Here is a 20,389-nt window from a genome sequence, read left to right on the forward strand (position 1 = left end):
GAATGTAATATATATAGACACACAAATGGATTGTGATCTTTGACAAGTTGTAATCGTTTACATGGTTTTTTTATGTGATCTTTGTCAATAATTAGACGACAGTGGAGAGCAAAAATTTGCACTCCACTGTAATACGTGGGGTCAATTGCGACGTGAATCTGGGCAGTGTTCAGGTGTTTGATCGTTTTGTGACGGGGATTGGCGGAATTGCCTGCCAATATAGATCAGCATGACCAGTCCAGGAATCACCATCAGAGCGGTTATTACGAAAAATGTTGACCAGCTATCCAACCAGTCCACCATCATGCCACTAAAGGAGGCGACCGTGGTGCGGCCTAGATTCCCCAACGACGCTAAGAGGGCGTACTGAGTGGCTGAAAACGCACGACCCGTTAAGAAGGTTAAGAATGACACGAACGCAATGGTTGCAAACGCTGATGTAAAGTTATCGACTAAGATTGCGCCCAGCAGCAGGTGCTCGTTGGGCCCAACCATCGCCAGCCAGGCAAACATCAGGTTGCTGGAGGCCATGGCCACGCCACCAATAAACAGCCCTTTAATCACGCCGAAACGCAAATTGATATAACTACCAATCAGGGTGTAGACCACGGTGAGGCCCCAACCGACAAGTTTGGAGTAGTAACCAATTTGTTCATTGGTAAAGCCGACATCTTTATAAAACACGATCGACATCCGTCCGAGGAAGGCTTCACCCAGTTTGAATAAAAATACAAACAGCAACAGGGTTAATGCTACTTTCACCCCATTGCGACGGAAAAACTCGGCAAAGGGCTCGACCACGGTGACCGCCAGCCACGCACGCAAGCCACTGTATCCTTGCGCCAAATAGTGGCGAGTGGCGGCATCTTGGCGCTGTTCGCGGTCACTTTCAGGTTCTTTCACATACAGCGTCGCCAATGCCATTAAGCCGATAAAGCCTGCCATGATCACATAAACATGATTCCAACCGATGGCATCGGCGTTAACAAAGCCAACATAACCTGGCACCGAATAGCCGGTCCACCAACCAATCACAGACATCGCGGATGCTAGCGGGAACTTGTCAGTCTCATGTTCAGCAAAGTTATCAATCCGAAAGGCGTCAATGGCAATGTCCTGGGTGGAAGAGGCCAATGCAATCGCAAAGATGAGTGAGGATAACACCACGGTAGTAAGCCAAGGATCGACCGCTTTAAGTCCTTGTAAGTCAAGTTGTGACAACGCCAAGGTGGCAATCAACATAATAGCTTGAGTCGAAAAAATCCAACTGCGGCGCTGACCCAAGCGCTGAGATAGAAAAGGGATCTTAATGCGGTCGAGTAATGGCGCCCATAAAAAGTTGACCGCATACAGGACGAAAACCGAACCAAATAGACCAATCGCGGTGCGTGATAGGCCTTCGTCAGCCAACCAACCATTTAAGTTGGAGCCAATCAACACCCAGGGAAAGCCACTACAGCAACCCATTAAGAAAATAAAAAGTAAACGGCGATCGGCGTAGGGCGCCAATGTCGTTTTGAAATTGGATGACAGCATAGTGGTTAGCCTACTTGTCGCTATTGAGAGGACATCCGGTAGATATTGGTGATAACAATCGGCTGTTGCGGTACATCTTGCATGCGTTTGCTCGGGACGGTCACTGTGGGTTGCTCGGTCATCGTTTGGAGCGTATTAAAGCCCTCCACGACTCGACCAAAAACCGTATATCCCACTTTATTGGGCGTGGCGTCTAAAAAGCCATTATCACGGATGTTGATATAAAACTGCCGGGTGGCGGAGTCGGGCTCTTGCGTACGTGCCATGGCGATTGTCGCTCGCCGATTCTTCAAACCGTTAGATGATTCATTGTCTACCGGCTCGTAGCTTGGTCGGCGATTCAGGGCTTTATCAAACCCGCCGCCTTGCACGACAAATCGTGGGATCACGCGATGAAACTGCGTCCCGACATAACTGCCATCGTCAACATAACGCAAAAAGTTGGCCACGGTTTTAGGCGCTTTTTGCGGGTTTAGTTTTACCGCAAAATCACCCAAGGTGGTTTCGACTTTAACCATGACACTGGCTTGCACTGGCGTGATAACCAGCACAAGAATCCAGAGAAGCGAACGACATACCATGCTTAAAAGTGTGCTTTCATATGGTCAAGAAATTGCTCGTCGTTGGCAATGTCTTGTAACACCGCTTCAAGCAAGTTATTCAGCGCCAGTTCGATATCATCAGGTGATGCACTGCTTACACCGCTTTGCGTCGATTTCCCGGTATAACGTTTAACAAAGCGACCCTCTGGGGATTCAGCAACGAGCTGTAATTGGACCGATGCTTCCATATCATGTTTAAACACGGTGTGTTTGACTCGGACTAAGGCATCGAGAATGTCGAGGCGCAACACTCCCGGGCCATTGGCAACCACTCGAAACCCTTGTGATGACAGTTGACGAGACAGCGTGTCTTCTAATACCACACGCAAGTTTTGGCTGGCGTGCAGCGGTTTGACATTGGAACGACCGCTATCGATAACCGCAACGAATTGCGCGGTACGTAAGTCTTTACTCTTCACCACCACCGGAAGATTGTTGACTTGTTGCTGATTGGATGACGCCGGAGAGGGGGCGATAGTCAGCTGTGGCTCACGGGGTGTCGAACAGCCAGCAAGGACTAATACAGCGATAGCAATAATCAGTTTTTTCATGGGGCTCGGCTTCCTTTTCTTAATATTAGGCATTGACTGCCTTGAGAATAACGAATTTTTTATTCGACGCAACGACAGTGACATGACCAAAAAGACGTTTAAGCTTAGTATGATAGCCGAGATGACGATTGCCAATGACTAAAAGCTCGCCATTCGTGGTCAGAACACGTTTTGCGTCACAAAACATTTGCCAAGCAATATGGTCGGTAATAGTTTGCTGCTGGTGGAAGGGGGGGTTACAGAGCACAAGATCGATATCTGAATGCTCAAAACCGGTGAGGCAATCTCTGGCCTCACAGAGAAAACGGCGTGAGTCGATATCATGGCGATTCAGATTGTGTTTTGCGCTGGCGACGGCCATATGGCTTTCATCGACCGCATAAATGAACGCTGCTGGATTATTTCGTGCCGCTTGTAATGCCAATACGCCGTTACCGCAGCCTAAATCGACAATGCGTTTTAAATGCGCCTGACTCGGAATGTGCGGCAGCATTAAATACGCGGCAATGTCGAGTTTCTTGGCCGAGAAAACATTGGGCCAGTTAGCCAGTCGCATCGAGAATTCTGGTACGTCGACATCGTTGACCGGATCCGGCTGCGGTCCCGGTTGCTTGGTCGGTGTGGTAAAAATCAAACGCGCTTTTTTCTTCGCCAGCGAGGTGGTTGTTGCCCCCAGCCAATGCTCAAACTGATTAAGGGTCGAGGTATGGATCTCTTTTGCTTTAGCACTCGCTAGCACAAGCGTATGCGCATCAGTGACACTGGCGAGTTGCTGAAGTTGCCAGGTGAGCATTTTACTGCTTTTCGGTACGCGAAACATCACCGCATCGATATCCGCCGGTAAGGTATCTAAGCTGGTAAGCTGAGTGATACCCGCGAGATCATTGTGTGCCAAATTCTCAATCGTCGCTTGCTGCGAAATAACCGAATCGCTGACTTGAAAAACATCAAATCCTTGCTGGCTGGCCCAGCAACTGAGTGCGCCAAATTGATCATTAATGATCAATATTCGCGCATTTTTACGTAGTGACCATGTACTCGCGTGCGCAATCATATACTCATCGGCGGCATCGAAGGCTTGTAGCGTCTCATTTTTTCGCTGCGGGTAACGGTGTAGCGTCAAGGTTGATTCGCTATCTGGAATCGGAAGTAGTGTTTTCATTGGCGCGTTTGCATCGGGGGTTACGGACTGCGTATATTGTCGCACTCACGCGATAACTGCAATGTAAACGAGGGCAAATTGCCTGTCGTTGTTCGATTCATCACTCGATTCGCAATTTTATCAATAACGGCTGAACTCTGGGCAGGTCGCCCGGAGATTTTGGGGACGTCATGAAAATTGAAACAGAAATAACAGAAAAACTGACGCGGGCTTTCACGCCGGCCCACCTTGAGGTACACAACGAAAGTTATATGCACAATGTGCCTGAAGGCGCGGAAAGTCATTTTAAGGTGGTGGTTGTCTCGGAGCTATTCAGCGACCAGCGGCTTATTCAGCGCCATAGAGCGGTGAATAGTACACTCGCGGATGAATTGGCGGGTGAGGTTCACGCGCTTGCGATTCACACCTATTCACCGCAAGAATGGCAAGCGCAGACCCAAGCGCCTGACTCTCCGGCATGTCGAGGGGGTGGCGTGAATGCGTCTTAGGCGAGTGAGAGTGGGCATGATTTTATCTTTTACCTCATGGCAACAATTTCTTACATAAAGGCCTGGTGTCTGCTTGGTATTGATTACGGCCAGACAAGTGTTAATCCGTGACTGTCTCGGTCAACAGCTGTCTGCAACGCGTAAAAAAACAACAGTAAAACTGTGAAGTTACAACGCGCATTGTTTGTGCAGGTATGGATAATTGCCACGCCCTAGTGACAATAGCCATAGAATCAGTGCTGTGGTTAGTGATAGAATATCGTGCTTAAAGACTAACCTAGGTTGCCTTTGTGTGATTGCGTGGTTAGCAGGATGTTGCGACGGTGTGCCTTTAGGCCGCCATTCAGTCGAAAGTCGTGTCTTTAACTGCGCAATAACAGAATTCTTTTTCCCGTTAATGTAGTGCAAGTGCGTATGATTACAATAAAAAAGGGTTTGGATATCCCCATCGCAGGGACTCCTACTCAGGTGATAAGTGATGGTCCAGCCATCAAGAAAGTCGCCTTGCTTGGCGAAGAGTACGTTGGAATGCGCCCCACTATGCATGCGCGAGTGGGTGATGTAGTGAAGAAAGGCCAAGTGGTTTTCGAAGATAAGAAAAACCCTGGTGTCAAATTTACTGCGCCCGCAGCTGGTAAAGTGGTTGAAGTCAATCGCGGTGCCAAGCGTGTTCTTCAGTCTGTCGTCATTGAAGTCGATGGAAATGAGCAAGTTACCTTCAATAAGTACGAAGCGTCGCAATTAGCCTCGCTAGACCGTCAAGCCGTTGTTGAACAACTGGTTGAGTCTGGGATGTGGACCGCGCTCCGCACCCGACCGTTCAGCCGTTCTCCAGCGATTGATGCTGAACCCGAAGCTGTTTTTGTTAATGCAATGGACACCAATCCGCTCGCCGCAGATCCTAAAGTGATCATTGATGAACAAAAAGAGGCCTTTGTGGCTGGTTTAGACGTCGTGTCGCGCCTCACGGACAAATCTGTCTTTGTGTGCAAAGCGGACGTTGAGCTTCCAACCAGCAAGCAATCTAATGTTGAACAACACGTTTTTGCTGGTCCTCACCCAGCAGGACTGGTTGGTACCCATATCCATCATTTGCGTTCTGTGAACATGGAAAAGCAGGTGTGGCATCTTAATTACCAAGATGTGATTGCCTTTGGGCACCTATTCCTGACAGGTGAGCTTCAAACCGATCGTGTTGTGTCTATTGCGGGTCCTATGGTCAGTCAGCCACGCCTCATTCGTACCCAGCTTGGCGCTAATCTCGATGAGCTGGTAGATGGCGAGCTAATGGCAGGCGAAAGCCGTGTGATCTCTGGCTCTGTACTCTCTGGTATCAAAGCTACTGGTCCACATGCCTATCTAGGTCGTTTCCATATGCAGGTCTCGGTGCTTCGCGAAGGTAACGAGAAAGAACTGTTTGGTTGGCTAGCACCCGGTAAAAATCGCTTCTCAGTGACGCGCGCTTATCTTGGCCATTTGTTTAAAGGTCAGCTTTTCAATTTAACCACTTCCACCAATGGCAGTGATCGTTCCATGGTGCCGATCGGTAATTATGAGCGAGTGATGCCGCTAGATATCGAGCCAACCATGTTGCTGCGTGATATCTGTGCCGGCGATACAGATAGCATGCAACAGCTAGGCGCGCTGGAGTTAGATCCTGAAGATTTGGCCCTTTGTACCTTTGTCTGCCCAGGCAAGTACGAATTTGGTCCAATGCTCCGCGAGAGCCTGGAAAAAATTGAGAAGGAAGGGTAACAGATGAGCCTGAAAAACTTTTTAGAGCAAATCGAGCCACACTTTGAGCCAGGCGGTAAACACGAAAAGTGGTTTGCCTTGTATGAAGCGGTTGCGACCATTTTATACACGCCAGGTATGGTGACCAAAGCCGGCGCGCATGTTCGTGACAGTATCGATTTGAAACGCATCATGATCATGGTTTGGCTTGCGGTGTTCCCAGCGATGTTCTGGGGGATGTACAACACAGGTAACCAAGCGGTTATGGGCTTGATGGACTTGTATTCAGGCGATCAGCTTGCGCAAGTCATCAGCGGAAACTGGCATTATTGGTTAACCGAGTCCATCGCTGGGCCGCTAGCGGCTGCAAGCTGGGGGACCAAAACCATTCTCGGTGCCACCTACTTCCTGCCTATTTATGCCACCGTCTTTATTGTGGGTGGTTTCTGGGAAGTACTTTTCTGTATCGTGCGTAAACACGAAGTGAACGAAGGTTTCTTTGTTACATCCATTTTGTTTGCCCTCATCGTGCCGCCGACATTGCCATTATGGCAAGCCGCGCTCGGTATCACCTTTGGTGTGGTCGTTGCAAAAGAGATCTTTGGTGGAACGGGTCGTAACTTTTTGAACCCAGCATTGGCAGGTCGTGCGTTCTTGTTCTTTGCCTACCCAGCACAGATCTCGGGTGATTTGGTATGGACTGCAGCCGATGGTTATTCAGGTGCAACCGCGCTAAGCCAATGGTACACCGGTGGTCAATCAGCGCTGATGCACAATGTTAGTGGTCAAACCATGACTTGGATGGACGCCTTTATTGGTAATATCCCAGGTTCAATTGGTGAAGTCTCCACCATTGCCATCTTAATTGGCGGTGCAGCCTTGGTATACATGCGGATCGCGTCATGGCGCATCATCTTGGGTACCTTTTTGGGCATGGCCGTTGCGGCGACCTTGTTTAATCTGATTGGTTCAGATACCAACCCGATGTTCAGCATGCCGTTCTACTGGCACTTGGTGCTAGGTGGTTTTGCATTCGGTATGATGTTCATGGCAACAGACCCGGTATCTGCTGCGTTTACCAATAAAGCGAAATGGTGGTATGGCGCATTGATCGGTGTCATGGCAGTGATCATTCGTGTGGTAAACCCAGCATATCCAGAAGGTATGATGCTGGCGATCTTGTTCGCTAACCTGTTTGCACCACTGTTCGATAACCTGGTGATTCAGGGCAACATCAAACGGAGACTGGCTCGTAATGGCAAGTAGTAACGATAGTACTAAAAAGACGCTGATCGTTGTTATCGCGTTGAGCTTGGTGTGCTCAATCGTGGTGTCTGGTGCAGCGGTGGCGTTACGTCCTTTGCAACAAATGAACGCAAAATTAGACGTACAAAAGAACATCCTTTCGGTCGCAGGTGTCGATGTGGCGGGTGGTAAGAGCGCGATTAACGATGCTTACAACAAGTATATTGAAACGCGCTTAGTCAGCCTTGAAAAGGGCGACTATGTCAGTCCGGATGCCGTCAATGTTGCTGATGCAGCTGATTATGATCAGCGCGCGGCCGCGAATGATCCTAGCCTCTCGAAAAAGCTAAGTAGCGAAGAGAATGTAGCAGACATTGGCCGTCGTGCTGATGTCGCTAAAGTCTACGTCGTGAAAAATGATTCGGGTGATATACAGCGCCTCATTCTCCCCGTAAAAGGCTCAGGCCTATGGAGTATGATGTACGCGTTTGTCGCGGTTGAGCCGGATGGTAACACGGTTGCTGATATCGTTTACTATGAGCAAGGTGAAACCCCTGGCTTAGGTGGCGAGGTCGAAAACCCGAAATGGCGCGCGAAGTGGGATGGTAAAAAACTGTTCAACGAGCAAGGCGAGCCAGCTATTCGAATCGTCAAAGGCGGCGCACCTGAAGGAAGCGAGCACGGCATTGACGCGCTTTCTGGTGCAACGCTGACCAGTAACGGTGTTCAGAATCAATTTAATTTCTGGCTAGGTGAGCAGGGTTTTGGCCCGTTCTTAGCAAAAGTTCGTGAGGGAGGCCTGACCAATGGCTGAAGCGAAAGAACTGAAGAAGAATCTGCTATCGCCGGTGCTAGACAACAACCCGATTGCCTTACAGGTTCTCGGGGTGTGTTCGGCACTAGCGGTGACTACGCAGATGCAGACAGCCTTTGTCATGACACTGGCGGTGATGTTCGTCACCGCAATGTCTAACTTTTTCGTGTCGCTGATTCGTAACCACATTCCTAACAGTGTACGTATCATCGTTCAAATGGCGATCATCGCTTCATTAGTTATTGTGGTTGACGAAACGCTGAAAGCGTTTGTTTATGACATCTCTAAGCAGCTTTCGGTCTTCGTGGGGCTGATCATCACTAACTGTATCGTGATGGGACGCGCAGAAGCCTATGCAATGAAGTCATCACCATTACCGTCATTCATGGATGGTATTGGTAACGCGTTGGGTTATGGTTTTGTTCTGATGACAGTGGCTTTCTTCCGCGAGCTTCTGGGCTCTGGCTCTGTCTTTGGCGTATCAATCCTGCCGGTTGTCAGCGAAGGTGGTTGGTATCAGCCTAACGGCATGATGCTGTTAGCCCCCTCTGCATTCTTCCTCATCGGCTTTTTGATTTGGATTGTGCGTACCTTCAAACCAGAACAAGTTGAAGCGAAGGAGTAACAGCACATGGAACACTATCTAAGCCTGCTGGTGCGCTCAATCTTTATTGAGAACATGGCGTTGGCATTCTTCCTCGGCATGTGTACTTTCTTGGCGGTGTCTAAGAAAGTGAAAACGGCGTTCGGCCTCGGTGTCGCTGTTGTGGTGGTACTGACTATTTCGGTACCGGTTAACAACCTGGTTTACAACCTTATCCTACGTGAAGATGCGTTGGTTGAAGGGGTGGATCTGAGCTTTCTGAACTTTGTGACCTTTATCGGTGTTATTGCTGCTTTGGTACAAATCTTAGAAATGGTATTGGATCGGTTCTTCCCACCGCTCTACAACGCACTCGGTATTTTCCTACCGTTGATTACAGTGAACTGTGCCATCTTTGGTGGCGTATCATTTATGGTACAACGTGATTACAACTTCGCCGAGTCGGTCGTTTATGGCTTTGGTTCGGGCGTAGGCTGGATGTTAGCCATCGTCGCGCTGGCGGGGATCCGCGAGAAAATGAAGTATTCAGATGTGCCACCTGCACTACGAGGATTAGGTATTACCTTTATCTCTGTAGGTCTGATGGCATTGGGCTTTATGTCTTTCTCTGGTGTGCAACTGTAAGCCGGGTAAACTGCGAGGAAAGGAATAGTCAATGGACATTATTCTTGGTGTAGTGATGTTTACTCTGATTGTACTGGCGTTGGTGATGGTGATTTTATTCGCCAAATCGAAGCTGGTACCAACCGGAGACATCACAATCGATATTAATGACGATCCTGAAAAAGCGATCGTCACTCAGCCAGGCGGAAAACTGCTTGGCGCACTGGCTGGTGCTGGTGTATTTGTGTCTTCTGCCTGCGGTGGCGGTGGTTCATGCGGTCAATGTCGTGTGAAGATCAAAGAAGGCGGTGGTGACATTCTACCGACCGAGCTTGACCACATTACTAAAGGTGAAGCGCGTGAAGGTGAGCGTCTGTCGTGTCAGGTTGCTATTAAACAAGACATGAAGATTGAATTGCCAGAAGAGATCTTTGGCGTCAAGAAGTGGGATTGCGAAGTTATTTCTAATAACAACGAAGCCACATTTATCAAAGAGCTCAAATTACGTATTCCAGATGGCGAATCGGTACCTTTCCGTGCCGGTGGTTATATTCAAATTGAGGCGCCACCACACCATATCAAATACGCAGACTTTGATATTCCTGAGGAATATCGCGAGGACTGGGATAAGTTCAATCTCTTCCGTTATGAGTCTAAGGTAGATGAAGATATCATCCGTGCGTACTCCATGGCTAACTACCCTGAAGAAGAGGGTATTATCATGCTTAACGTACGTGTGGCGACGCCACCACCGCGTAACCCAGACGTGCCACCGGGCCAGATGTCCTCTTACATTTGGTCATTAAAGCCGGGTGACAAGTGCACTATCTCGGGTCCATTTGGGGAGTTTTTCGCCAAAGACACCGACGCAGAGATGGTATTTATCGGCGGTGGTGCAGGTATGGCGCCAATGCGCTCACATATCTTTGACCAGCTCAAACGTCTTAACACGGATCGTAAGATGACGTTCTGGTATGGCGCGCGGTCTAAACGTGAAATGTTCTACGTTGAAGATTTCGATATGCTCCAAGAGCAAAATGAGAACTTCAACTGGTATTGCGCACTGTCCGACCCGTTACCAGAAGATAACTGGGAGGGTGATACTGGCTTTATCCATAATGTGCTTTATGAAAACTATCTGAAAGATCATGAGGCACCGGAAGACTGCGAGTATTACATGTGTGGACCACCAATGATGAACGCTGCCGTGATTGGCTTGCTTAAAGATCTTGGTGTAGAAGACGAAAACATCATGTTGGATGATTTCGGCGGATAGGCACTGATTGTTCGTCTGACCTTGTAATGGCTGGCCCAAGGGCCAGCCATTTTACGTATAAACCTGATGTCGAAGGACACCACTATGAAGAAGTTTTGGTTACGCTGTGCAACAGTCGTTGCCGTGGTTGCAGGTCTTATCGGTTGTGAGCGCGCCCCTGAGCTTGTGCATCTTACGGGCGAGACGATGGGGACCTATTATTCGATCAAATATATCGCGACGGACGCTACTCCCTCGCAGGATGTCGTTCAAGCAGCAATCGATCAGCGTTTAGAAACAGTCAACGATCAGATGTCGACTTACCGAACAGACTCCGAACTGAGTCAATTCAACCAGCATCAAGCGAACTCACCTGTTTCTGTCTCTCCAGCGACAATCACCGTGATTAACGAGGCAATTCGGCTGAATCAATTTACCCAAGGCGCGCTTGATGTCACAGTGGGGCCATTGGTTAACCTTTGGAGTTTTGGGCCAGAAAAGCGGCCGGAGACTATTCCCAGTGATGAAGAGATAGCGTCACGGATGGCGATGACGGGCTTAGAACACCTTAGTGTAGATGGGCGTCGACTCACAAAAACCAACCCTGACTTGTATGTTGACTTATCAACCATTGCGAAAGGGTACGGGGTGGATGTTGTGGCAAACTACCTTGGCGATTTAGGACTCGATAACTATTTGGTTGAGATTGGTGGTGAGTTACAATTAAAAGGTGTGAACCAAGATCAAGTGCCTTGGCGTATCGCGATTGAGAAGCCGAGTGCGGGAGCGCAGTCAGTACAAGAGATCGTCGAGCCAGGCGATATGGCGGTTGCCACATCTGGCGACTATCGCAACTACTTTGAAAGTGATGGTATGCGTTATTCGCACATTATCGATCCTACGACAGGACGTCCGATCAATCATCACTTGGTCTCAGTAACCGTACTTGATCCGTCTTGTATGACGGCTGATGGCTTAGCCACGGGCTTTATGGTACTCGGGCCAGATAAAGCGATGGAATTAGCCAACAAAGCGAATATTCCTGTATTTATGGTAGTAAAAACAGACGATGGGTTTGAAGAAACCGCGTCAGAGGCGTTTAAACCTTATTTGCAGCGTTAGTGTCTTTATGGACAGCGTCAGTGCCGTTGAGGCAGTACGATTAAAGCACGCGTAATGCGTGTTACTCGCTCAGCGCATCACATGGCGCTGAGCATCACGACCAATAATAGGTGAGCAATTATGTCAGTCTTTCTTATCACCTTCGCAGTCTTTCTCCTTGTCATTGCGGGTATGGCGATCGGTTATATCGTTCAGCAGAAAACCATCAGCGGCAGCTGTGGTGGCTTGGGGGCGATCGGTATTGAAAAAGAGTGTGACTGCCCAGAGCCGTGCGATGCACGAAAAAAACGCGAAGCGCGGGCGGAGAAAACGCGTGAGTGGAAAAAAAATCAAATCATCTAACGTGTTTTGCCAACGCGTCATTTTATAAAGCGCGTGGCTAACCCGTCTGAACTCTGATGAAAAGGCCGGAGCATGAGCAGAAAAATCATTCATATTGATATGGATTGTTTTTATGCCGCAGTAGAAATGCGCGATAATCCGGCCTTACAGTCTATTCCTTTAGCCATTGGTGGCTCTGCCGATGGACGCGGTGTCATTGCCACCTGTAATTATCCCGCGCGGCGGTTTGGCATACGTTCTGCGATGGCCACCGCTCAAGCATTAAAGCTGTGTCCCGGCTTGACAGTGATGCGTGGCAACATGGCGAAATATCGTCGCATCTCTCAACAGTTGCATGCTATTTTTCATCGCTATACCGATACTATAGAACCGCTTTCCCTTGACGAAGCCTACCTCGATGTCTCTGAGACTCAATGCTATCAAAATTCTGCGACCTTAATAGCCGAAGCAATTCGGCGCGACATTCGTCATGAGTTAGGACTAACGGCCTCAGCGGGCGTGGCGCCGATTAAATTTATCGCCAAAGTGGCGTCGGATAAAAACAAACCCGATGGTATTTGCGTGGTGTCACCCGACCAAGTTGAACACTTTGTTCGCGATCTCCCTTTACAGTCTATTCCTGGTGTGGGACGGGTCACCTTGACCAAGTTGCATGAATGGAATCTGTTTACCTGCCATGATATTCAAACCGCGGATCCATCAATGCTTGTCCAGCGCTTTGGTAAATTTGGTTCCGTGCTTTGGCAGCGTGCTCATGGCATTGACCGACGTGAGGTACAAGTTGAGCGTATACGGAAATCCGTCGGAGTCGAAAAAACCTTGTCTGAGGATCTAAACTTGCTTGATGCCTGTTTGCCGTGGATTGATCGTTTATACGATGAATTGCTGACGCGATTAGAAAAAGCCGATGCAGGGGGACGAATTTGCCGGCAAGGGATCAAAATGAAGTTTAATGACTTTCAAACCACCACGGTCGCACACCGATGTGAGTCCTTGGACCGCGCCTTGTTTGATACCTTGTTACACGAAGCCTTTTATCGAGGGGAAGGGCGAGGTATTCGCCTGATTGGTTTGTCGGTTGGGTTGGGAGACGATACCGCCCCCCAACTGAGTCTACTCGGCTAGGCCGTTTTAACTGGAATCGCTTTTAAAATCGCCTGCATTTGTTGCCAATAGTGCCCAACACTATCGATATTTACTTTCTCATCGGGAGAATGCGGAAACTTGATAGTCGGACCAAATGAGATCATATCCATGTTGGGATAGGGCTGTTTAAATAGGCCACACTCTAGCCCCGCATGAATGACCATGATGTCAGGTTTACGCTGATAGATTCCTTCATAGGTATCGCGGAAAATATGCATAATCTCTGAATCGGGATCCGGTTTCCAACCTGGGTAGGCGCCTGAAAACTCGACATTAACATTCGCTAAGCTTGCCAGTGATTGCAGCATGCTTTGCACGTTTTCACGGCCTGAGTCGATCAATGAACGGATCAGAAATAAGGCGGTAATTTTATCTTCCTCAGTATTAATCACGCCGAGGTTAAGTGATGTTTCGACCACGCCAGGGACATCATCACTCATTCTCACTACCCCGTTAGGCGCAGCATTTAAGGCCGCTAATAAACGTGATTGGACGGCGCGTGTGAGGGGAACAGTTGCATTGTCAGTGGATTCCATTACCAAGGTCACTTGCTCTTCCAAGCGGCCTAACTCGTCTTGTAGCAGCGTCGCGAACCGGTCAACAGCGCCAGCCAGTGCGTCTTTTTGCGATGCAGGCACGGCAATATCAGCAAACGCTTCACGAGGAATGGCATTGCGTAATGTACCACCACGTATCGCGAGTAGGCTCATGTCGACGTCATCAAGATGATGGCTCAGGAAACGGGCCAATAATTTATTGGCATTCGCTCGGCCCGTGTGAATATCCACGCCCGAGTGACCCCCTTTTAATCCTTTAATGCCAATCGTAAAGCGTGCCAGATCTCCCTCTATCGCTTGTCGCTCGAGTGGAAAATGCATACTGGCATCCACGCCACCCGCGCAGCCCATGTACACTTCCCCTTCTTGCTCTGAGTCGGTATTGAGCAGTATGTCACCTGTTAGCCAGCCTGCTTCAAGCCCAAACGCGCCATCCATACCTGCTTCTTCGTTGGTGGTGAGTAATACTTCAAGTGGACCGTGCTCGATGTCATCGGCATCGAGAACAGCAAGGCAGGATGCCATCCCCATACCGTTATCCGCACCTAACGTGGTGCCATCGGCAGTGACCCACTCCCCATCCACATAGGGACGAATAGGATCGCGGGTAAAATCGTGATCGGTATTTTCATTCTTCTGAGGCACCATATCGAGGTGGGCTTGTAAGACTACGCCCTTGCGATTCTCCATGCCGGGAGTGGCTGGTTTACGAATGAATAGGTTACCGGCGTTATCTTGACGAACCGCTAAACCACGTCCCTTTGCCCAATCGATAATAAACTGGGCTAACTGTGACTCATGATAAGAAGGATGAGGGATAGCACAGATTTGGTCGAAAAACGCCCAAACAGGGCGCGGTGATAATTGGCTAATGTCAGACACGATAAACTCCATTATATTTTATGGTTGACCTTTTATGCAGCAGGTCTCACTGAAATGGAAAAACAAACCCAAGCATATCACTGTCGCTATCACGGCAACAGACATGGATAAAAACCCGCTATGCCAATCAAACTAGGCGTTATTATTGTAATTAAATTACATATATGAACTTTTTGTGACTCCTGTCACTTTAAAGCTTGTAAATAAATTACCTTTGGTATATTATCTAGACATTGGCAACATCGCTTGCCAGTTGTTCATGGAGTGAACCCGAGCATTCGCCTCCAAGGAACCGAGATAAATGTGAACAACATTGGTTTAAACTTGAGAGAGGTAAAAAATGGAAGGCATGGTATCGAGCTACTACTGGAATCAGCAGTCAGTCTACACCAAAGGTTTTACGTATCCGGCTTCGTTCGGCTACCGCAAGTAAGTTTTATGATTCCCCCGCTCTTACAGAGAGATTTCTGATCCAGAAAGCAAAAGCTTTTATTCTGGCGCCACACAATGTGTGGCGTTTTTTTTATAAGTTTTTTGTCTATAAATCGTACTTGTCTAGTTATATCGACGTGCTGCCACAGAATGTTCTCTTCCTCTACCTCCTCGTCACTACTAAATGATTTTAGCGCTGGAAATTTTAGCGATCGATCGGTAAGATTTGCGCCAATTTTAAATACGCAAACGTTTTCCTTTTAGTATCTAGCGATACATCATTTTTAGTTTGGGACAAAACCGATGTTAGAGCGTTTATTTCAACTTAAAGCCCACGGCACCGATCTTCGTACTGAAGTCATCGCCGGGTTCACCACTTTTTTAACCATGGCGTATATCATTTTCGTCAATCCCTCTATTTTGGCTGAGGCAGGCATGGATAAAGGCGCTGTCTTTGTCGCGACCTGTCTAGCGGCAGCGGTTGGCTGTCTAGTGATGGGGATTGTGGCAAACTATCCAGTCGCACAGGCGCCGGGGATGGGACTGAATGCCTTTTTTACCTACACCGTGGTTTTACAAATGGGACACTCTTGGCAGGTTGCGTTAGCCGCCGTATTTATCTCCGGGTTATGTTTCATTTTGTTAAGTGTCTTGCGCGTGCGTGAATGGATCATTAATTCGATTCCAATGGCACTACGAACCGGTATATCAGCCGGTATCGGACTTTTTTTGGCGCTCATTGCGTTGCAAAACGCCGGGATTGTCGTTGACCACTCAGCAACATTGGTTGCGCTCGGTGATGTGACAGCCTTTGCTCCCGCCATGGCGGCACTTGGTTTCTTTCTGACCATCGGTTTGGTGCACCGAGGAATGAAAGGGGCGGTAATGATTGCCATTTTGGCGGTCACGATCATCGGTGTCATTGCCGGTGATGTGGCATACGGTGGTGTGATGTCCGCGCCGCCGAGTTTAGCGCCGACCTTTATGCAACTCGATTTTTCTGGCGCGTTTGAAGTGGGATTAGTGTCGATTGTGTTCGCATTTTTATTTGTCGATCTTTTTGATACAGCAGGAACCTTAGTGGGTGTGGCACAGCGCGCGGAACTTTTGGATAAAGATGGTAAACTACCGCGCTTAAATCGTGCATTACTGGCAGATAGTACCGCGACATCAGTCGGGGCGCTTTTAGGCACGTCAAACACAACGTCTTACATTGAGAGCGTATCAGGGGTTGCCGCTGGTGGTCGCACGGGATTGACCGCTGTGGTTGTTGGTATGCTGTTTTTACTGGCGCTCTTTTTTGCACCGTTAGCAGGTATGGTGCCTGCCTATGCGACTGCTGGCGCCTTATTTTATGTGGCCATCTTGATGATGTCAGGTTTGGTGAGCATTAATTGGCGTGATCTGACTGAGGCTGCGCCTGTTGTGGTGGTGTGTTTGCTGATGCCGCTGACTTATTCAATAGCAAGCGGTATTGGGCTTGGCTTTATTGCGTTTTGTGCCGTAAAAACCTTTGCGGGCAAAGGGCGAGAAGTTCCTGTCAGTATCTGGATTTTGGCGGGGTTGTTCTTACTCAAGTTTGTCTTCTTAGTGTAAAGCAACTTGCCCATATTGACATTAAAATAAGGCGAGAGACGCCACGAGGTTTTCACCATGAGCACAAAGTTTATTATTACCTGGGACAATATGCAGATGTACACCCGGCAATTGGCAGAAAAGTTGCTTCCCGCAGAGCAATGGAAGGGGATTATCGCCGTTACCCGCGGTGGTTTGGTCCCTGCTGCCATTCTTGCCCGTGAGTTGGGTATTCGCCATGTCGACACAGTCTGTATTTCCAGTTATGACCACGACCATCAACGCGATATGCGTGTCGTCAAGCAAGCGCCCGGTGATGGTGACGGTTTTATTGTGGTTGACGATCTCGTTGACACGGGTGGGACGGCTGAAATGGTGCGTCAACTCTACCCCAAAGCACGTTTTGTGACCGTAAGTGCGAAGCCAGCGGGCAAGTCTCTTGTTGATGACTACGTCGTTGATATTCCCCAAGATACTTGGATTGAGCAGCCTTGGGATATGGCGGTCAGCTATGTTGATCCGATTGCAAAATAAATGCCGTTGGCAACGTAAATAGCGTACCGGATTGAGCCAAAACGCCGCGTTTTCACGCGGCGTTTTTTATTCCTGTGATTAAGTGCGGAAAATCATGGTCTTGCTATGTGTATGGTTTAAACTAACATCACGTTACAAAAAAGCCTAGGAGTGGGTGTGTCCAAGAAAGAATCACAAAACCTATCGGTGACGCTTTTTGCTAAACACAAACATGCTACCGAAACATCAACACTATTTGGTGCGGTTCAACAAAGCCAGCAAGCCAATTACTCGGCATTTGATGGCGACAGCGAATCGAGTTGGTACCGTATGCGTCGTCGCGGTCAGTGGACTTGGCAAGGGGTCGATCCGGTCGAAATGGAAGCGATCTTTTCTCGTATTGCCTCTTCTGACAATACCCGTTCTGTTGATGCGTTATTGGATACGGTTGAAGGTTACCGAGCGGGTAATTGGAACTATGAGTGGACCGCAGTAGGGATGCAACACCAAAAAAAAGCCAAAGTGTTGGCAGATGAAGGAAAGGCTAAGCAGGCGAGTGAACAGTGGCTTCAGGCGTGTACTTACTTTGGTATCGCGGCTTACCCTCATCTTAAAGGGGACAACCTTGCCTTACAGGCCGAAACCTTGGCATTTAAAGCCTTTGAAAAAGCAATGTCACAACTGCCTTTTACGGTGAAGACTGTCGAAACGCAATTAGACGGTAAGACGTTAAAAGGGTATCTCTATTTACCACGTACAGACGCTACCTTACCGGTTGTGATCTTGAGTGGCAGCCTTGATAGTTTACAAACCGATCTCTGGCGCTTATTTGTCGATTACTTTGCTCCCGCCGATATCGCGGTACTGACGCTTGATATGCCATCGGTGGGCCACAGCAGCCACTGGCATTTAAACGAAGACACCAGCCGCTTGCATGCGGCGATGCTTGATAAGCTCGCTGATGTGCCATGGGCGGATCACCACCGCGTCGGCACCATGGGTATCCGTTTTGGGGCTAACCCAGCAGTACGGATGGCATTTTTAGAACCTCATCGTATCAAGGCCAGTGCGTCACTGGGGGGGATTGTGCATGCATTACTCACCGATGCGACAAGAATGAAGAAAATGCCACCCATGTATCTAGATACTTTAGGCTCTCGCATAGGACGCCGGCTGCCTATCGATACTTTGAAAACGCGCTTACAAGCGTGGTCATTAAAAAATCAAGGTCTGCTCACTGGCCGCCGCACAGACGTACCGATTCTCGCGCTAAGCTTAAAAGATGATCCTGTGTGTCCCGAGTCAGATAACCAGTTAATCGCACGATACAGTCGCGGAGGGAAAGCCGTTACCCTCCCAAACACGCCATTACACGATGGCTATCATCGTGCACTCACAGAAACCGTCAAATGGTTTACGGACATGCTTTAAACCTATAACAAGAGGTGGTAGCTCGAATCGAAGGTGTGATCTATCGCCGAAAGCGACCGATTGACATTCACCTGCACGTTAACCGCATGATATACCATGTACAAAGACGTTAAAGTGCCACTGGAGGACACGATGAGCGATAAAACGACGCTTTCACATGGACGATTAAAAACGCGATTTACGGCTTTGGGCCCCTATTTTCGAGAGGAGATATCGGCACCAGAACGTTACTTTTTTGATAGCCTGTCCGTATGTGTGGATGCGGAAAAAGATCCTGATGCGCGAGAATTCTGGGGATGGTGGTTTGAGTTAGCCCCCACCGAAGACGGGTTCAATTATCGCTATGGGGTTGGTCTTTATGACCACAAAGGGGATTGGGTAAATGAGTCAATTCCTCAAGAGGCGAGGGAAGCGGTAGACAAAACGCTAACTAACTTTTATACCAAGCTGTATACCTTGCTAGACCAAGAGCTCGATCTATCCTTGTCACCCAGCGCCGCGCTCACCGAGCCTAAACTGACGGGCGCCAAGTAACCGTGAATTGCCTGATCCCAGCTCTTGTTAAATGAGCAAGGGATTGATAAAAGAGACACCTAAGCTTTTGTGGATCAGGCAAGCATGACTATTCAAGACGCATTTCAAGATGGTGGCCTAGCAGCCAACATTCCCTCGCAAACTCTCGTGGTTAAATTGGGCACCAGTGTGCTTACGGGTGGCTCGACGCGCCTGGATCAAGCACATATGGTTGAGTTAGTCCGCCAATGTGCAAGGTTAAGGCAACAAGGCCATCAGGTCATTATCGTCTCATCTGCAGCCATTGCAGCAGGGCGAGAGCATCTTGGTTATCCGGTATTAGCCGATACGGTTGCAAATAAGCAAATGCTTGCTGCCGTTGGCCAGTGTCGTTTGATTCAAACGTGGGAACACCTGTTTAGTTTATACGGCTTTCAGGTTGGGCAAATGTTATTAACTCGCGCCGATTTAGAACACCGAGAACGTTTTCTCAATGCCCGTGACATGCTTCATGCGTTACTAGATAACGGTATCATCCCGATTGTGAACGAAAACGATGCGGTGGCCACCGCTGAAATAAAAGTTGGAGATAATGATAACTTGTCGGCACTGGTCGCGATTTTAGCTGATGCTGACAAGCTTTTGCTCTTAACGGATCAACCTGGCCTCTTTACCGCCGATCCTCGCGCGAATCCTGACGCTGAATTAATTCGTGAAGTGCACACGATTGATGAAACCTTACGCAAATTAGCCGGAGGCAGTGTCGGTGGCTTGGGCACGGGAGGTATGGCGACCAAACTGCAAGCGGCGGATATTGGTCGTCGAGCCGGTGTCGAAGTCACCATTGCAGCAGGCAGTAAGCCGGAGGTGATCCAAAAAGCTGCCGCCGGTGATAATGCGGGGACACGCTTTTTACCCTTAGACAGTCCGTTAGAAAGCCGCAAGCGTTGGATTTTGGCGGGTCCTCCTCCAGCAGGCGAGATCGTGGTAGATGCCGGTGCCGCCACAGCAGTGACGCAAAACGGAAGCAGTTTGTTGAGCAAAGGGATTGTCGCTGTGAAAGGCGAGTTTGTCCGTGGCGAAGTGGCACGTATTGAATCGGTTGATGGTAAGTGTCTGGCCCGGGGGATCTGTCGTTATGCCGCACGTGATTTGCGCCGTATTGCCGGCGCACATAGCCAACAGATTGCAGATATTTTAGGCTATGAGTATGGACCGGTTGCGATGCATCGCGACGATCTTGTGGTCATCGACGAATAACATCCAAGCAGAGAAGAATAGA

20 protein-coding genes are annotated in these 20,389 nt (G+C 48.8%); 15 read left to right on the forward strand and 5 right to left on the reverse strand.

Annotation, left to right across the window (positions count from 1 at the left end; translation table 11 throughout):
- Positions 1 to 141: 141 nt before the first annotated feature.
- From BZG77_RS09715 to BZG77_RS09730, 4 genes are read right to left on the reverse strand one after another with little or no spacing between them, the layout of a single operon-like run.
- On the reverse strand, positions 142 to 1,536 hold the full coding sequence (locus BZG77_RS09715; RefSeq protein ID WP_077647090.1) for an AmpG family muropeptide MFS transporter: 1,395 nt from the start codon (positions 1,534 to 1,536) through the stop codon (positions 142 to 144).
- Between the two features lie 20 nt (positions 1,537 to 1,556).
- The gene (locus BZG77_RS09720; RefSeq protein WP_077647091.1) at positions 1,557 to 2,117 is read right to left on the reverse strand and encodes a peptidylprolyl isomerase; all 561 of its coding nucleotides are present in this window, start codon (positions 2,115 to 2,117) and stop codon (positions 1,557 to 1,559) included.
- A gap of 2 nt (positions 2,118 to 2,119) precedes the next feature.
- The gene (locus BZG77_RS09725) at positions 2,120 to 2,689 is read right to left on the reverse strand and encodes a YajG family lipoprotein (protein ID WP_077647092.1); all 570 of its coding nucleotides are present in this window, start codon (positions 2,687 to 2,689) and stop codon (positions 2,120 to 2,122) included.
- Positions 2,690 to 2,714: 25 nt separating this feature from the next.
- Complete coding sequence (locus BZG77_RS09730; protein WP_077647093.1) at positions 2,715 to 3,851, reverse strand: methyltransferase; 1,137 nt, start codon at positions 3,849 to 3,851, stop codon at positions 2,715 to 2,717.
- Between the two features lie 170 nt (positions 3,852 to 4,021).
- Here BZG77_RS09730 and bolA point away from each other — a divergent pair, with 170 nt between their 5' ends.
- From bolA to dinB, 10 genes are all read left to right on the forward strand, one after another.
- The gene (gene bolA, locus BZG77_RS09735; protein WP_021024142.1) at positions 4,022 to 4,339 is read left to right on the forward strand and encodes a transcriptional regulator BolA; all 318 of its coding nucleotides are present in this window, start codon (positions 4,022 to 4,024) and stop codon (positions 4,337 to 4,339) included.
- 414 nt (positions 4,340 to 4,753) lie between these two features.
- Positions 4,754 to 6,094 (forward strand): Na(+)-translocating NADH-quinone reductase subunit A, encoded by a 1,341-nt coding sequence (locus BZG77_RS09740; protein WP_077647094.1) that lies wholly within the window; start codon positions 4,754 to 4,756, stop codon positions 6,092 to 6,094.
- A 3-nt stretch (positions 6,095 to 6,097) separates the two neighbouring features.
- Positions 6,098 to 7,339 (forward strand): NADH:ubiquinone reductase (Na(+)-transporting) subunit B, encoded by a 1,242-nt coding sequence (locus BZG77_RS09745; protein ID WP_077647095.1) that lies wholly within the window; start codon positions 6,098 to 6,100, stop codon positions 7,337 to 7,339.
- Positions 7,329 to 8,132, forward strand: coding sequence for a Na(+)-translocating NADH-quinone reductase subunit C (locus BZG77_RS09750; protein WP_077647096.1), 804 nt, complete (start codon positions 7,329 to 7,331; stop codon positions 8,130 to 8,132). The genes BZG77_RS09745 and BZG77_RS09750 overlap by 11 nt, the downstream gene beginning before the upstream one ends.
- Entirely contained in the window at positions 8,125 to 8,757 is a 633-nt protein-coding gene (locus BZG77_RS09755) for an NADH:ubiquinone reductase (Na(+)-transporting) subunit D (protein WP_021024138.1), read from the forward strand. The genes BZG77_RS09750 and BZG77_RS09755 overlap by 8 nt, the downstream gene beginning before the upstream one ends.
- Before the next feature lie 6 nt (positions 8,758 to 8,763).
- Entirely contained in the window at positions 8,764 to 9,360 is a 597-nt protein-coding gene (nqrE, locus tag BZG77_RS09760; protein WP_077647097.1) for an NADH:ubiquinone reductase (Na(+)-transporting) subunit E, read from the forward strand.
- A 31-nt stretch (positions 9,361 to 9,391) separates the two neighbouring features.
- Positions 9,392 to 10,615: an NADH:ubiquinone reductase (Na(+)-transporting) subunit F gene (gene nqrF / locus BZG77_RS09765; protein WP_077647098.1), complete on the forward strand. Its 1,224-nt coding sequence runs from the start codon at positions 9,392 to 9,394 to the stop codon at positions 10,613 to 10,615.
- 84 nt (positions 10,616 to 10,699) lie between these two features.
- Complete coding sequence (locus tag BZG77_RS09770) at positions 10,700 to 11,716, forward strand: FAD:protein FMN transferase (RefSeq protein WP_077647099.1); 1,017 nt, start codon at positions 10,700 to 10,702, stop codon at positions 11,714 to 11,716.
- Positions 11,717 to 11,836: 120 nt separating this feature from the next.
- On the forward strand, positions 11,837 to 12,058 hold the full coding sequence (nqrM, locus tag BZG77_RS09775) for a (Na+)-NQR maturation NqrM (RefSeq protein ID WP_021024134.1): 222 nt from the start codon (positions 11,837 to 11,839) through the stop codon (positions 12,056 to 12,058).
- 72 nt (positions 12,059 to 12,130) lie between these two features.
- Entirely contained in the window at positions 12,131 to 13,183 is a 1,053-nt protein-coding gene (dinB, locus tag BZG77_RS09780; protein WP_077461626.1) for a DNA polymerase IV, read from the forward strand.
- Here dinB and BZG77_RS09785 read toward each other — a convergent pair.
- Positions 13,180 to 14,643, reverse strand: coding sequence for an aminoacyl-histidine dipeptidase (locus BZG77_RS09785; RefSeq protein ID WP_108743971.1), 1,464 nt, complete (start codon positions 14,641 to 14,643; stop codon positions 13,180 to 13,182). The two genes, dinB and BZG77_RS09785, sit on opposite strands and share 4 nt — an antisense overlap.
- 735 nt (positions 14,644 to 15,378) lie before the next feature.
- Between BZG77_RS09785 and BZG77_RS09790 the strand changes: the two genes are divergently transcribed.
- The 5 genes from BZG77_RS09790 (at position 15,379) to proB (ending at position 20,367) form a co-directional block, all read left to right on the forward strand.
- On the forward strand, positions 15,379 to 16,671 hold the full coding sequence (locus BZG77_RS09790) for an NCS2 family permease (protein WP_077647101.1): 1,293 nt from the start codon (positions 15,379 to 15,381) through the stop codon (positions 16,669 to 16,671).
- Between the two features lie 57 nt (positions 16,672 to 16,728).
- Positions 16,729 to 17,184: a xanthine phosphoribosyltransferase gene (gene gpt / locus BZG77_RS09795; RefSeq protein ID WP_077647102.1), complete on the forward strand. Its 456-nt coding sequence runs from the start codon at positions 16,729 to 16,731 to the stop codon at positions 17,182 to 17,184.
- 156 nt (positions 17,185 to 17,340) lie between these two features.
- On the forward strand, positions 17,341 to 18,594 hold the full coding sequence (gene frsA / locus BZG77_RS09800; RefSeq protein WP_077647103.1) for an esterase FrsA: 1,254 nt from the start codon (positions 17,341 to 17,343) through the stop codon (positions 18,592 to 18,594).
- A 132-nt stretch (positions 18,595 to 18,726) separates the two neighbouring features.
- Positions 18,727 to 19,128, forward strand: a complete 402-nt coding sequence (gene crl, locus BZG77_RS09805; RefSeq protein ID WP_077647128.1) for a sigma factor-binding protein Crl — start codon at positions 18,727 to 18,729, stop codon at positions 19,126 to 19,128.
- 84 nt (positions 19,129 to 19,212) lie between these two features.
- Positions 19,213 to 20,367: a glutamate 5-kinase gene (proB, locus tag BZG77_RS09810; RefSeq protein ID WP_077461622.1), complete on the forward strand. Its 1,155-nt coding sequence runs from the start codon at positions 19,213 to 19,215 to the stop codon at positions 20,365 to 20,367.
- Positions 20,368 to 20,389 lie beyond the last annotated feature (22 nt).

Origin of the sequence: Salinivibrio sp. IB643 (assembly GCF_001996105.1) — a bacterium.
GTDB classification, from domain to species: domain Bacteria; phylum Pseudomonadota; class Gammaproteobacteria; order Enterobacterales; family Vibrionaceae; genus Salinivibrio; species Salinivibrio costicola.

What these genes read in the sequence shown, in the direction of transcription:
- BZG77_RS09715 (WP_077647090.1), bottom strand. Translation starts at nt 1,536, where the DNA reads ATGCTGTCATCCAATTTCAAAACGACATTGGCGCCCTACGCCGATCGC.
- BZG77_RS09720 (WP_077647091.1), bottom strand. Translation starts at nt 2,117, where the DNA reads ATGGTATGTCGTTCGCTTCTCTGGATTCTTGTGCTGGTTATCACGCCA.
- BZG77_RS09725 (WP_077647092.1), bottom strand. Translation starts at nt 2,689, where the DNA reads ATGAAAAAACTGATTATTGCTATCGCTGTATTAGTCCTTGCTGGCTGT.
- BZG77_RS09730 (WP_077647093.1), bottom strand. Translation starts at nt 3,851, where the DNA reads ATGAAAACACTACTTCCGATTCCAGATAGCGAATCAACCTTGACGCTA.
- bolA (WP_021024142.1), top strand. Translation starts at nt 4,022, where the DNA reads ATGAAAATTGAAACAGAAATAACAGAAAAACTGACGCGGGCTTTCACG.
- BZG77_RS09740 (WP_077647094.1), top strand. Translation starts at nt 4,754, where the DNA reads ATGATTACAATAAAAAAGGGTTTGGATATCCCCATCGCAGGGACTCCT.
- BZG77_RS09745 (WP_077647095.1), top strand. Translation starts at nt 6,098, where the DNA reads ATGAGCCTGAAAAACTTTTTAGAGCAAATCGAGCCACACTTTGAGCCA.
- BZG77_RS09750 (WP_077647096.1), top strand. Translation starts at nt 7,329, where the DNA reads ATGGCAAGTAGTAACGATAGTACTAAAAAGACGCTGATCGTTGTTATC.
- BZG77_RS09755 (WP_021024138.1), top strand. Translation starts at nt 8,125, where the DNA reads ATGGCTGAAGCGAAAGAACTGAAGAAGAATCTGCTATCGCCGGTGCTA.
- nqrE (WP_077647097.1), top strand. Translation starts at nt 8,764, where the DNA reads ATGGAACACTATCTAAGCCTGCTGGTGCGCTCAATCTTTATTGAGAAC.
- nqrF (WP_077647098.1), top strand. Translation starts at nt 9,392, where the DNA reads ATGGACATTATTCTTGGTGTAGTGATGTTTACTCTGATTGTACTGGCG.
- BZG77_RS09770 (WP_077647099.1), top strand. Translation starts at nt 10,700, where the DNA reads ATGAAGAAGTTTTGGTTACGCTGTGCAACAGTCGTTGCCGTGGTTGCA.
- nqrM (WP_021024134.1), top strand. Translation starts at nt 11,837, where the DNA reads ATGTCAGTCTTTCTTATCACCTTCGCAGTCTTTCTCCTTGTCATTGCG.
- dinB (WP_077461626.1), top strand. Translation starts at nt 12,131, where the DNA reads ATGAGCAGAAAAATCATTCATATTGATATGGATTGTTTTTATGCCGCA.
- BZG77_RS09790 (WP_077647101.1), top strand. Translation starts at nt 15,379, where the DNA reads ATGTTAGAGCGTTTATTTCAACTTAAAGCCCACGGCACCGATCTTCGT.
- gpt (WP_077647102.1), top strand. Translation starts at nt 16,729, where the DNA reads ATGAGCACAAAGTTTATTATTACCTGGGACAATATGCAGATGTACACC.
- crl (WP_077647128.1), top strand. Translation starts at nt 18,727, where the DNA reads ATGAGCGATAAAACGACGCTTTCACATGGACGATTAAAAACGCGATTT.
- proB (WP_077461622.1), top strand. Translation starts at nt 19,213, where the DNA reads ATGACTATTCAAGACGCATTTCAAGATGGTGGCCTAGCAGCCAACATT.